General features: G+C 57.0%; 12 protein-coding genes and 1 tRNA gene. 8 read left to right on the forward strand and 5 right to left on the reverse strand.

Annotated elements, in window-relative coordinates:
- Positions 1–277: hypothetical protein (locus AC2FIS_RS22935; RefSeq protein WP_496775588.1), on the forward strand; the 277-nt coding region annotated here is incomplete at its 5' end.
- Positions 278–287: 10 nt separating this feature from the next.
- Here AC2FIS_RS22935 and ykgO read toward each other — a convergent pair.
- Positions 288–413 (reverse strand): type B 50S ribosomal protein L36, encoded by a 126-nt coding sequence (ykgO, locus tag AC2FIS_RS22940; RefSeq protein WP_005648635.1) that lies wholly within the window; start codon positions 411–413, stop codon positions 288–290.
- A gap of 93 nt (positions 414–506) precedes the next feature.
- Positions 507–581, reverse strand: a tRNA-Val gene (locus tag AC2FIS_RS22945).
- A 149-nt stretch (positions 582–730) separates the two neighbouring features.
- Here AC2FIS_RS22945 and AC2FIS_RS22950 point away from each other — a divergent pair.
- Positions 731–1591 (forward strand): N-formylglutamate amidohydrolase, encoded by an 861-nt coding sequence (locus tag AC2FIS_RS22950; protein WP_496775589.1) that lies wholly within the window; start codon positions 731–733, stop codon positions 1589–1591.
- A gap of 2 nt (positions 1592–1593) precedes the next feature.
- On the opposite strand, the gene AC2FIS_RS22955 is transcribed toward AC2FIS_RS22950, so the two are convergent.
- Positions 1594–2847, reverse strand: a complete 1254-nt coding sequence (locus tag AC2FIS_RS22955) for a DNA polymerase IV (RefSeq protein WP_496775590.1) — start codon at positions 2845–2847, stop codon at positions 1594–1596.
- An 88-nt stretch (positions 2848–2935) separates the two neighbouring features.
- Here AC2FIS_RS22955 and AC2FIS_RS22960 point away from each other — a divergent pair, with 88 nt between their 5' ends.
- Positions 2936–3343, forward strand: coding sequence for an NUDIX domain-containing protein (locus tag AC2FIS_RS22960; protein WP_496775591.1), 408 nt, complete (start codon positions 2936–2938; stop codon positions 3341–3343).
- Positions 3344–3650: 307 nt separating this feature from the next.
- Here the strand turns inward: AC2FIS_RS22960 and pyrF are convergent, their stop codons facing one another.
- Entirely contained in the window at positions 3651–4370 is a 720-nt protein-coding gene (pyrF, locus tag AC2FIS_RS22965; protein ID WP_496775592.1) for an orotidine-5'-phosphate decarboxylase, read from the reverse strand.
- A gap of 149 nt (positions 4371–4519) precedes the next feature.
- On the opposite strand from pyrF, the gene AC2FIS_RS22970 reads away from it, so the two are divergent.
- From AC2FIS_RS22970 to dgt, 3 genes are all read left to right on the forward strand, one after another.
- Positions 4520–4840 (forward strand): hypothetical protein, encoded by a 321-nt coding sequence (locus tag AC2FIS_RS22970; RefSeq protein ID WP_496724192.1) that lies wholly within the window; start codon positions 4520–4522, stop codon positions 4838–4840.
- A gap of 127 nt (positions 4841–4967) precedes the next feature.
- Complete coding sequence (gene clpB, locus AC2FIS_RS22975) at positions 4968–7586, forward strand: ATP-dependent chaperone ClpB (RefSeq protein WP_472722286.1); 2619 nt, start codon at positions 4968–4970, stop codon at positions 7584–7586.
- A gap of 93 nt (positions 7587–7679) precedes the next feature.
- Positions 7680–9032, forward strand: coding sequence for a dGTP triphosphohydrolase (gene dgt, locus AC2FIS_RS22980; protein ID WP_496775593.1), 1353 nt, complete (start codon positions 7680–7682; stop codon positions 9030–9032).
- Positions 9033–9041: 9 nt separating this feature from the next.
- On the opposite strand, the gene AC2FIS_RS22985 is transcribed toward dgt, so the two are convergent.
- A complete protein-coding gene (locus AC2FIS_RS22985; protein ID WP_496775594.1) occupies positions 9042–9857 on the reverse strand; it encodes a cyclase family protein in 816 nt (271 codons plus the stop codon).
- 336 nt (positions 9858–10193) lie between these two features.
- Between AC2FIS_RS22985 and msrP the strand changes: the two genes are divergently transcribed.
- Positions 10194–11096 (forward strand): protein-methionine-sulfoxide reductase catalytic subunit MsrP, encoded by a 903-nt coding sequence (gene msrP, locus AC2FIS_RS22990; protein WP_496775595.1) that lies wholly within the window; start codon positions 10194–10196, stop codon positions 11094–11096.
- A gap of 4 nt (positions 11097–11100) precedes the next feature.
- Entirely contained in the window at positions 11101–11715 is a 615-nt protein-coding gene (gene msrQ / locus AC2FIS_RS22995) for a protein-methionine-sulfoxide reductase heme-binding subunit MsrQ (RefSeq protein ID WP_496775596.1), read from the forward strand.
- Positions 11716–11944 lie beyond the last annotated feature (229 nt).

Consider the following 11944-nt stretch of genomic DNA (forward strand, 5'->3'; position numbering starts at 1 on the left):
TTTCCTAGCAGTCGTTGACAACTGCACTTTGGCACATTCGATGCCGGTGGAGCAGGAGCCACCCACCTCATCCGGTTTGGATATCAGCCCGTTTCACGCCTTTGAATGTCCGGTTTCGGGAAAACGTGCTGCGGCGCCGCGTCAGACCCCAAGATATGGTCGTGGAGCAGTGGTAGATTTCGCTGCGACAACGACCGGCAGAAAAGTCCGCATAGCAGACATTAACATCGCCAACAAAAAAAGCCGCGCTCGAAAGCGCGGCTTTAAAATTTGGTAGAGTGCAGTTCTTAGCCCTGGCGAGCTTTGAACTTGCGCTGCGTCTTGTTGATCACGTAGACGCGGCCTTTGCGACGCACAACACGGCAATCACGGTGCCGGTTCTTGAGCGAGCGGAGCGAGTTCTTGACCTTCATGGGTCTGTCTCCAATCTGCGGCGCCTTCATCAAGGAGGTGGCCAGCGCCTGGGTTTGCGGGTGTCCCGGGTCAGACCCGAAACAGTGAATCGATGGTGGGCGGTACAAGGATCGAACTTGTGACCCCTTCGATGTCAACGAAGTGCTCTACCGCTGAGCTAACCGCCCACTTAACCTTTGCGTTGCCCCGCCCCATAACGAAATGGGGCGCGGAACCCCGCGCCGGTAGCGGGGTCTATAAAAGGAGTCGCAAAGGGGTTCAAGGGGTTTGGTAGAACTATTTTCCAGTCTATGTTCAATGCGAACAAGGAGTCACCATGAAGAACGCTGCCTACGTATTGGATATGCCCGTCAAGCGCACGTCTTGCGTGGTATTTTCTTCTCCTCACAGTGGCCGAAACTACCCCGAAGCGATGCTGAACCGGACGGTTCTGAGCCAGAATGTGATTCGATCTTCGGAAGATGCATTCGTGGATCAGTTGTTTTCCGCAGCGACTGACCATGGTGCGCCCCTGATATCTGCAACAAAATCAAGAGCCTATCTGGATCTTAACCGCAGTGCCGAGGAGCTGGACCCGGCTTTGATCCAGGGCGCGCGCCGCCACGGCCATAACCCGCGTGTCGCTTCGGGGCTGGGCGTGATTCCCAGGGTCGTCGCCAATGGGCGCGCAATCTATCGCGGGAAGCTGACGATGGACGAGGCGCGTCTGCGCATCGACACCTGCTGGCGTCCTTATCATGCGCGTCTCAAGTCGCTGCTGGCCGAATCGCACCACGCATTTGGTCAGGCCATTTTGATTGATTGCCATTCGATGCCGCATGAAGCGGTTTCGATGGCCAGCACGACCACGTCCCAGCGCCCGCAGATCGTGTTGGGTGACAGGTTTGGCGCTTCGGCTTCGACCGAGATTGTGGACCGGATCGAATCCGCGTTTGCCTCGGCGGGTCTGATCGTGGCGCGCAACGCGCCTTTCGCGGGCGCCTATGTGACACAGACCTATGGACGGCCCGGACGCAATCAGCACGCTATCCAGATTGAGATCGACCGCTCTCTGTATATGGATGAGGTCAAAATCGCGCCGAACGGCAATTTCGCTGCGTTTCAGGACGTATTGCGGCAGGTCATACGGGAAATCTCGGGTATTGGCCGCAATCCGCTGCGTCTGGCGGCTGAGTAACCTCAGCGCAAAGCCCGGCCTTTGACAATCGCATCCGTTCCGAATCTGCGCCGGATTTCATCCGTAGCGCGTTCCGCCTGAGACCGTCTTGACGCGTCGGGGTCCAAAAGGTCTCCCGAGATGTCCGCCTGATCTTCGGGGCACAGATCGGAAATTCCGCAACCCAACAGACGATATGGCCCTTTGTCGCCGACCTGATCAAACAGTCCACGCGCCGTGCGGTAGATGCGGTCCGCTATCTGAGTGGCGTCCCGCAACGAGACACGTCGGGTGATGACCTTGTGGTTTGCTTGTTTGAGTTTCAGGGTTACGACCCGTCCGGCCAGCCCTTTGGCTTTGGCGCGATCCGCAACTTTTTCGGACATGCGCCACAGATGCCCGTCAAGGATGTCCAGGCTGGCTGTATCCTCGAAAAACGTGGTTTCGTTGCTGATCGACTTCATTGGCTCGTGCGAAGACACGCGCCGTTTGTCCTGACCGCGCGCCAGATGCCATAGCCGATACCCCATAGATCCGAAGCGGGCTGTCAGTGCCTCCTGATCCCAGCGTAATAAGTCCGAGAAGGCGCGGATGCCGGCACGATCCAGCGATTCCTGTGCCGCTGGTCCGATACCCCAGATCAGGCGCACCGGTTTGTCATACAGAAACTCGGCGGTCTCAGCTTTGCCAATCACTGAAAATCCACGTGGCTTGTCCAGGTCAGAGGCGACCTTAGCCAGAAACTTGTTGTGCGACAGACCGATTGAGCCTGTTACGCCCAGCTCGTCCTTCATCCGCTTAACCAGTCTTGCCAGCATGGCCGCAGGTGGCGCACCATGCAGTCGCTGCGTACCGGACAGATCCATGAATGCTTCGTCCAGTGACAGCGGTTCGATCACGGGGGTCAATTCGTCCATCATGGCTCTGATCTGGCGTGACACCTCGGCGTAGACCGACATGCGAGGCTTGATGACCACTGCGTCCGGGCACAGTTGCAAGGCTTTGAACATCGGCATCGCAGAGCGGACGCCCCGAATACGCGCCACATAACACGCGGTTGACACGACACCGCGTTTGCCGCCCCCGATGATCACCGGTTTGTCGGCCAGATCGGGATTGCCCCGCTTTTCAACCGAGGCATAGAATGCGTCGCAATCCATATGCGCGATGGACAGGTCGAACAGCTCGGGGTGCGTCTTGATCCGCGGGCTGCCGCAGGAAGGGCAGCGCGCTTCCTGTTCCAGAATCGAAAAGCAGTCGCGGCATAAAGCGGGCATTACATTTACATCTCAGTTTTATGCGCTTTGTCATATCAGGCGTTACTGGCTAAAATTTATCCGGTCGGGCAGCAAAGAGAAAGCGCTCATGCAGTTCACGGGGGCGAAGGTCGCACTGTTTCTTGGATCAGACCTTTTGGTCATTCAAAGGGACGACAAGAAGGACATCCCGTTCCCGGGCCATTTCGACTTTCCCGGCGGTGGGCGCGAAGGGGCCGAGACCCCGTTGCAATGCGTCAGGCGCGAAACATTGGAAGAAGTCGGTCTGAACCTCGCCAAGGCTGATTTCGTCTGGTCGCGCATGTATGGGCAAAACTGGTTCTTCGCAGCACACCGGCCACCCAGCGACGTCAACCTGATTAGGTTTGGCGATGAGGGGCAGGGATGGTGTTTGATGTCGCCGGACATTTACCTTGAGAATGCATTGGCGGTGCCGAATTTCGCGATCCGCCTACGTGACTACTTGGCCCAATGTAGGCCGTCTTTTGACATGTGAGGTTTTCAGAAGAAGACCCCCCGCGATTGGCGGGGGGAGGTGACGGACCTCAGGAAGAGATGGTCCGCGGGGAGTATCACGTCCCCAGAATCGCGCAAATTCCGGGATTTAGATAGGATCCAGATCACACAGCGAAAACTCGCATATCTCATGTGTGTTTTGGGGCACAGGGACGATTTGGCGCGGAAATGGCAAAAAGTGACGTAAGGTCAACTGCTTGAGTCGCAGAAACCGACAGTAATTGCCTGCGCGGACGCGGCTATCCGGCATCAAACCCTAAAAATTTTAACCTGCAAGGCGTCGAGAATTAAGCCCTGTTCGGTGCTTTTGCCTGCGGTGAGGCCAATTCGGCAAGGATTGCCTCGGCAGCAGCTCTAGGGTCGTCAGCCTGATAAACAGGTCGGCCCACGACGATGTGGTCCACGCCATCTGCGACGGCATTTGCGGGTGTTGCAACGCGTTTCTGATCGCCAAGCGCGGCACCTGCGGGGCGGACGCCAGGGGTCACGATCAGGCGACCTTCGGACTGGGGCAGGGCACGGATTAGCGCGGCTTCTTGCGGGCTGGCGATGACGCCGTCGGCACCAGCCTCAAGCGCGCGAGCTGCGCGTTCGACCACCAGATCCTGCACGTCGCCCTTTTTCAGAAGGCTGGCATCCAGGTCGTCGCGGTTCAGCGAGGTCAGGATGGTAACGGCTAGAATTTTGAGGTCTTTGCCAGCGGCCCCTTCTTTCGCGGCCCGAACCACATGCGGATCACCATGCACTGTCAGGAAATCCAGATCGAATTGCGCCAACCCGCGAACGGCGTTTTCGACGGTGTTGCCGATATCGAACAGCTTCATGTCTAGAAAGATGCGCTTGCCGTGTTCCTGTTTCAGTTCATTGGCCAATGCCAGCCCGCCACCGGTCAGCATGCCCAACCCGATCTTGTAGAAGGAAACGCTGTCGCCCAGCTGTTCGGCCATGGCCAGCCCCTGCAGAGCGTTGGGAACATCTAGGGCTACGATCAGGCGATCATCGGACATGGGGCAGGCTCCTTTTTGGCAAACGTCTGCGTCCTAGCGGTTTCGGGCGGCTGTGTCCATGCAGGGCGCGCACGTGATCGAGATCACGCAGCTTCGGGCCAACTGTGATATGGTGCCGACCATCCACAAGATTTTTCGATGGGGGAACTATGAAACAGGTTTTTGGTGTTGGGATTATTCTGATCTTGGTGGGATGTCAGGATATGCCACTAGAAAATGAGGCGGCAGATACGGTCATCAAATCTCCGACCAATGACAATTTGCGGTTGGTGGGGGGGTACCGTTCGACCGACGATGACTGCCAATTGACGGGTGAGACGTCGTTCACGGTCAATTTTCTGGATGATGCAGCAGACCTTGTTTCCTGCCCGACGGGCAGCGACGCCGCGCAATCGCTGGTGGACATGTACGCCGCGCGCGAGGTTGCGCAGACCGGAGGCTACACCGTCTATTCCATACCTCGACGATAAGTCTGAAATTGCGCGCCAGCCTCTTGAATGAACAAAGATATTTCCCAGATTGAATGTGAGGCCCAGACCGACGCGTGCCGCCAAGCGGGCGCATCACATTCAGGGCGCTTAGGAAAAGGAGAATACTATGGACTTGAACAAGTTCACCGAGCGGGCACGGGGATTCGTGCAGGCGGCGCAGACGATTGCGCTGCGCGAGGGGCACCAGCGACTGATGCCCGAACATCTTTTGAAAGCATTGATGGATGACGATCAGGGGCTGGCCAGCAACCTGATCACACGCGCCGGCGGCGCGCCGACCCGCGTGGTCGAAGCGCTGGACGCCGCGCTGTCTAAGATTCCGAAGGTCAGCGGTGATGCGAGCCAGATTTACATGGATGGCCAGACTGCCAAGGTTTTTGCAGAAGCCGAGAAAATCGCGACCAAAGCAGGCGACAGCTTTGTGCCGGTCGAACGCGTTCTGATGGCCCTGTGCATGGTGAAATCCAAGGCCAAAGAGGCGTTGGAAGCCGGTGCCGTATCTGCTCAAAAGCTGAATGAAGCGATCAATGACATCCGCAAGGGTCGCACGGCTGACACCGCATCGGCGGAAGAAGGCTATGACGCGCTCAAGAAATACGCGCGTGACCTGACCGAAGCCGCAGCTGAGGGCAAGATCGATCCGATCATCGGGCGCGATGAAGAAATCCGCCGCTCGATGCAGGTTCTGTCGCGTCGCACCAAGAACAACCCGGTTCTGATCGGGGAGCCCGGCGTGGGTAAAACCGCGATTGCCGAGGGCATGGCCCTGCGCATCATCAACGGTGACGTGCCGGAGTCGTTGAAAGATAAAAAGCTGCTTGCGCTCGATATGGGTGCGCTGATCGCCGGTGCGAAATATCGAGGTGAGTTCGAAGAACGCCTCAAGGCCGTTCTGACCGAGGTCACCGAGGCCGCCGGTGAAATCATCCTGTTCATCGACGAGATGCACACGCTGGTCGGTGCCGGGAAATCCGATGGCGCGATGGACGCCGCCAACTTGATCAAGCCTGCGCTTGCCCGGGGTGAGTTGCACTGTATCGGTGCGACCACGCTGGATGAGTATCGCAAGTACGTGGAAAAAGACGCGGCCCTTGCGCGCCGGTTCCAGCCGGTTGTGGTACAGGAGCCGACTGTCGAGGACACGATCAGCATTCTGCGCGGCATCAAGGAAAAGTACGAGCTACACCACGGTGTGCGTATTTCAGACTCGGCTTTGGTGTCGGCAGCGACCCTGTCGCATCGCTATATCACCGACCGTTTCCTGCCCGACAAAGCCATCGACTTAGTCGATGAAGCGTCGGCTCGCTTGCGGATGGAAGTGGACAGCAAGCCAGAGGAACTCGATCAACTGGATCGCCAGATTCTGCAGATGCAGATCGAGGAACAGGCGCTGAAGCTCGAAGATGATGCGGCCTCCAAGGACCGTCTGGAAACCTTGCAAAAGGATCTGGCCGATCTGCAGGAGAAATCTGCCGAGATGACCGCCCAGTGGCAGGCTGAACGCGACAAACTTGCTGGCGCGCGCGATCTGAAAGAGCAGCTCGACAAGGCGCGCGCTGATCTCGAGATTGCCAAGCGTGAAGGCAACCTCGCCAAAGCGGGTGAGCTGTCTTACGGCGTCATCCCAGAGCTTGAGAAAAAGCTGACCGAGGCCGAAAATGCCGAAAGCAGCCAGATGATGGCTGAAGAAACGGTGCGTCCGGAACAGATCGCTTCGGTGGTTGAACGCTGGACTGGTATCCCAACCTCGAAGATGCTGGAAGGCGAGCGCGAGAAGCTGCTGCGGATGGAAGACGATCTGCATTCCCGCGTGATCGGTCAGGATGCGGCGGTCACTGCTGTGGCCAATGCTGTACGTCGTGCGCGTGCGGGCCTGAACGACGAAGGCCGCCCGCTGGGCTCGTTCCTGTTCCTCGGGCCCACGGGTGTAGGTAAGACTGAGCTGACCAAAGCCGTGGCGAACTTCCTGTTCGACGACGACAACGCGATGGTGCGTATCGATATGTCCGAGTTCATGGAGAAACACGCGGTTGCCCGTCTGATCGGCGCCCCTCCGGGCTATGTCGGCTATGACGAAGGCGGCGTGCTGACCGAAGCCGTGCGGCGCAGGCCTTATCAGGTCGTGCTGTTCGATGAGGTCGAAAAGGCGCACCCGGATGTGTTCAACGTGCTGTTGCAGGTTCTGGATGATGGCGTTCTGACCGATGGTCAGGGCCGTACCGTGGACTTCAAGCAGACGTTGATCATCCTGACGTCGAACCTCGGCTCTCAGGCGCTGAGCCAGTTGCCCGAAGGTGCGGACAGCGCGCAAGCCAAGCGTGATGTGATGGACGCGGTCCGGGCGCATTTCCGGCCCGAGTTCCTGAACCGTCTGGACGAGACGATCATCTTTGACCGGCTTAAGCGGGAAGACATGGATGGCATTGTCGATATTCAGATGGCGCGTTTGCAGAAACGCTTGGCCGCCCGCAAGATCGAGCTGGTCTTGGATGGCGCCGCCAAGGAATGGCTTGCCGACGAGGGCTATGACCCGGTCTTCGGTGCCCGTCCGCTCAAGCGGGTGATCCAGCGCGCCTTGCAAAACCCGCTGGCCGAGGCGTTGCTTGCTGGTGAGATCAAGGACGGAGAAACCGTCCCTGTAACCGCCGGACCCGATGGCCTGATCATAGGCGACCGACTGGGCACGTCAGAGCGTCCACGGCCTGATGATGCCGTGGTGCATTAAGATCCACCTCAAAAGAACATCAAACCCGCCCTTTAAATGGGTGGGTTTTTCTGACACTTATTAATTGAATTAAGTTTAAAGGATTTCTTCTCAATGGCGAAAATGGAATGGGCGTCGCTGCTGAATACGGCCACTTTTGACAACAAAGAAGAACAGGCCGACCGGCCGTCCTACGTCATTGCTGCCGACAGAATCACGTTTTCCGCCCCGTTTCGCCGATTGGCAAACAAAACACAGGTTCATCCTCTATATAATAACGACCATCTACGCCATCGCCTAATCCACTCAGAAGAGGTGGCAAGTGTCGGCAGGTCCATTGGGATGCAGGTTGGTGTCTGGTTAGCGGCAGAGAAGTTTATCCCACCCGAAGATACTCATAAAGTGGCGGGTGTTGTACAGGCAGCCTGTCTTGCGCATGATCTGGGCAATCCGCCCTTCGGACATTCCGGGGAAGAAGCGATTGGCAAATGGTGCTCTGAAAAGCTGAGGGGATGTTCCCCGGCATTTCAGGGTATTGCAAGTGATCGCTGGCGTGAGTTCGAGAAATTCGAGGGCAATGCGCAGGGCTTCCGCATACTTTCGCGGCTGGAGATGTACAGAAACAAAGGGGGCATGTGTATGCCCAACGCAGTTCTGGGCGCATTCATGAAGTATCCGATGGGGGCGGAGACGTCCAAACGTCTCAAGCAGGACAAGGTCAAAGAAGAGCTTTATGTCGGGGCAAAGAAATTTGGCTTTTTTGAATCGGAACGGGCGTACTTTGCTGCAGCCGCGGGTGCCATGGGCCTGATTGAAGCGCGAGGTCCGGATGATCGAGGGTGGTGGCGGAGGCATCCTCTGGTCTATCTGGTCGAAGCGGCCGATGACATTTGCTACAATATCGTCGATCTCGAAGACGGCTTCTCCGCCGGCGATCTGTCATTTGAGACTGTTCAAGACCGTTTGTCGTCTTTTGCAAATAGTCCAAGTGGTAATCAGGGAGGCTATACCGATTTCGAAAAGATCAGCTATCTGCGTGCCCGAGCTATAGGTGGAGCCATCGCTGCCTGCGTTGACGCATTTAAGGAACGGCACGATGAAATTCTGGACGGCAGTTTTTCGGCCTCGTTGATCGGCGTGTCCACTAAGGCAAAAGACTTTTCCGCGATTGAAGAATTGGCGCGTGAGCAACTCTTCACCGCGCCGCGCAAGACTCGGCTTGAAGTCAAGGGTCGCAACGTGATCCGAAAAGTGCTCGACGGACTTTGTCCGGTGTATGAAGTACTGTCTCAGCAAAACTGGAATGAAGATGAGTTGCCCGATTACGAAAAGCAACTCATCAATGCGGTCAAGCTTGATTTGCGGGGTGTCGAAGACGCCTATTCCGCCCTGCACTCGTTGACCGATTTTGTGTCGGGTATGACCGACAGATACGCAGTGCAGGTTTCGGAAATGCTGTCTGGATGAAATCCGGGATCAGACCATCGCAAAAATGCGCGCCGGTCCCCCAGTGCCGCCAGCATGCTTAGGCGCGCCGATCACCAGAATTGCTCCTGTGGCTGGCACACGATCAAGCCCCGCGATATTCTCAATTCCGAAACGGCCCGTGGGCAGCCATGCATAGTGAGTTGCGAAGTCGGTTGAGATGCCGTGGTCAAGGGACAGCGTGTCTGATGCAATAGAGCGCGCGCCGGTTTCTTCGATCAACATCATTGCGGCTTCGGGGTGAAAGCCGGGGTAATGTTGTGCCTGACCGTCGAAACCGCGATATGCGTCGCTGTCGGCTTTGGCGGCCCAACCGGAATACAAAGCCACGCAAGCGCCATCAGGAATGTCGCCGTTGGCAGACATCCATGCCTTCAGATCATCCGGGGTTAGCAGCGTATCAGCATCCTCGGCAGCCCGTGCCGCGATGTCGATGACGCACAGCGGCGCGACAAGATCAGAGATCGGGATTTCATCCACCGAGGCACCGTCCGCCGAAAAGTGCAGTGGCGCGTCGATATGGGTGCCCGTGTGTTCATTGACCGTCAGGCGCTGCAGGTTAAAGCCGTGTTCGCCGAAATTGAAAACCTGTTCGGACGCATATCCCGGCTCACCAAAAAAAGTTGGGAAATCGGCGCTGAGCGTGTGGGTCATGTCCTCAACCTTGCCCACGCCAGCGGCCAGGGCAATTGGTGCACTGGCTCCAGTGGCGGCAACGGCCACACCCGAGGCGGCGGCGGCTTTGAAGAACCCTCTTCTAGACAGCATACGGTCTTTGACCGAGTTCATCACGCAGATGTCACACATTCGTCTTCTCCCTTTAGTCTTGCCCGACAATCGGGTGGACAGCGGATCTAAGGGCCTGTTGGCCAATCCTGGCAACAAGACTGCAAGTTGCGTGAAGCAGTTGTAAAGATTGAAGGTCCGGGTATTCCGCCCGAATTGGGCGTTGCGAGTTCAACTTGGCGTGACAGGTGCTAATGGTTTTGGCGCAATTCGCCCTCGGGGATGTCTGAGATGGTTGGGTATGGACTTGGCGTGAATCGTTACAGTCTCTTCTCCCAATCGTGACGTATGTTGCCTTGGCGGTGTGGTATCAGCGGATTATCTGGAATCTCAGACTAGCTTACCAAGGAGACTTAAATGGCGCATCGCTGGACCAATACACTGACACATGCCGACGTCACGCCACAGGCGGCGTTTTTGAATCGGCGGCAGGTGATGGCCGGCCTGGCGGGTGTAGGATTGGCGGGGCTGGCCAGACCGGCAGCGGCGCAGGAAGCTCTTGAACCCAACACCTGGGAAGAGATCACCTCGTACAATAACTACTACGAATTCGGGACCCGCAAGGACGATCCCGCGAAATACGCGCATACCCTGGTGACCGAACCCTGGAGCGTCACGATCGACGGTTTGGTCGACAAGCCGGGTGAATATGACTTCAAGGACATCATGTCCGAGATGACGGTCGAAGAGCGCATCTACAGATTCCGCTGTGTCGAGGCCTGGTCGATGGTGGTCCCGTGGAATGGCTTTGAACTGGCGGACCTTCTGAATATGGCTGGCGTACAAGAAGGTGCCAAGTATGTGGCCTTTGAAACGGCATACCGACCCGATGAGATGCCGGGTGTTCAGTTCCCGATCCTCGAATGGCCATACCGGGAAGGCTTGCGCCTGGATGAGGCGATGCACCCGCTGACGATCATGGCGACTGGTATCTACGACAAACCTATCCCGAACCAAAATGGCGCGCCGCTGCGTCTGGTGGTGCCGTGGAAATACGGTTTCAAGTCTATCAAGTCTATTGTCCGCATCACCGTTTCGGATGTCGAGCCACCCACCAGTTGGAACATGTCTGCCCCGCGCGAGTATGGCTTCTATAGTAACGTGAACCCCAACGTGGATCATCCGCGCTGGTCGCAGGCCTCGGAACGTCAGATTGGCGGCGGCCTCTTTGCCAAGCGTATCCCGACGCTGATGTTCAACGGTTACGAAGAAGAGGTCGGCGGACTTTATGACGGTATGGATCTGAAGGAATTCTACTAAGACCATGCAGACGCTGAATCAGATATTGCGCCGCATTCCGGTGTGGCTGGTCTACTTGCTGGGGGCGCTTCCGGCGCCCTGGATGTTTTACCAGGGGCTGACCGGCGGTCTGGGCGTGGATCCGATTGAGGCGTTGGAGCACCGGTACGGCGAACTCGCACTTCAGCTGTTGATCGTCGTGTTGGCAATATCGCCGCTGCGGCGGTTTTTTGGGCTGAACCTGCTCAAGTTCCGCCGGGCGCTGGGCGTGCTGACCTTTGCCTATGTCAGCCTGCATCTTTTGGTGTGGCTGGTGTTGGACGTGCAGCTTCCCAGCCAAATCTGGGCGGATATCTTGAAGCGTCCCTATATTACAGTCGGCATGGCAGCGTTTATCCTGATGATCCCGCTGGCGGTAACATCAAACAACCTGTCCCTGCGCAAATTGGGGGCACGTTGGCGCATCCTGCAGCGGCTTGTCTTTCCCGCCGCGATTCTGGGCGGGCTGCATTATGTCATGCTTGCCAAGGGATTTCAGATCGAACCACTGGTCTACCTGTCTCTGATCGTTAGCCTGATCCTGCTGCGTATTCCGGTTTCCGGCCTGCTGACTCGGTTCCGTGCGGCCGATTCCGCCTGACTCGGTACCGAGTCTGTGGGTAACTCTGTCTAATACTCCAGATTCGCTGCCACCTACTCTGTCGATCGCTTTGTTTGGAATAGTCGTCGCTTAGTAATATATTGTTTTTATGTAATAAATTCAGAAAACTCGGTTTTTTGTAAGTTTGTCCAATTTTCTGCTTGCGGCTTTGCGGGGTAAACCTTAGAACCCCCTTCACCGGCGCTGCTGAGGCGGCGCTGACGGGTCG

This window comes from Ruegeria sp. CDSB113, from assembly GCF_059611045.1.

Coding starts and splice junctions, on each gene's coding strand:
- msrP (WP_496775595.1), top strand. CDS start 10,194: ATGGCGCATCGCTGGACCAATACACTGACACATGCCGACGTCACGCCA.
- AC2FIS_RS22960 (WP_496775591.1), top strand. CDS start 2,936: ATGCAGTTCACGGGGGCGAAGGTCGCACTGTTTCTTGGATCAGACCTT.
- AC2FIS_RS22970 (WP_496724192.1), top strand. CDS start 4,520: ATGAAACAGGTTTTTGGTGTTGGGATTATTCTGATCTTGGTGGGATGT.
- AC2FIS_RS22985 (WP_496775594.1), bottom strand. CDS start 9,857: ATGTGTGACATCTGCGTGATGAACTCGGTCAAAGACCGTATGCTGTCT.
- AC2FIS_RS22955 (WP_496775590.1), bottom strand. CDS start 2,847: ATGCCCGCTTTATGCCGCGACTGCTTTTCGATTCTGGAACAGGAAGCG.
- dgt (WP_496775593.1), top strand. CDS start 7,680: ATGGCGAAAATGGAATGGGCGTCGCTGCTGAATACGGCCACTTTTGAC.
- msrQ (WP_496775596.1), top strand. CDS start 11,101: ATGCAGACGCTGAATCAGATATTGCGCCGCATTCCGGTGTGGCTGGTC.
- AC2FIS_RS22950 (WP_496775589.1), top strand. CDS start 731: ATGAAGAACGCTGCCTACGTATTGGATATGCCCGTCAAGCGCACGTCT.
- clpB (WP_472722286.1), top strand. CDS start 4,968: ATGGACTTGAACAAGTTCACCGAGCGGGCACGGGGATTCGTGCAGGCG.
- ykgO (WP_005648635.1), bottom strand. CDS start 413: ATGAAGGTCAAGAACTCGCTCCGCTCGCTCAAGAACCGGCACCGTGAT.
- pyrF (WP_496775592.1), bottom strand. CDS start 4,370: ATGTCCGATGATCGCCTGATCGTAGCCCTAGATGTTCCCAACGCTCTG.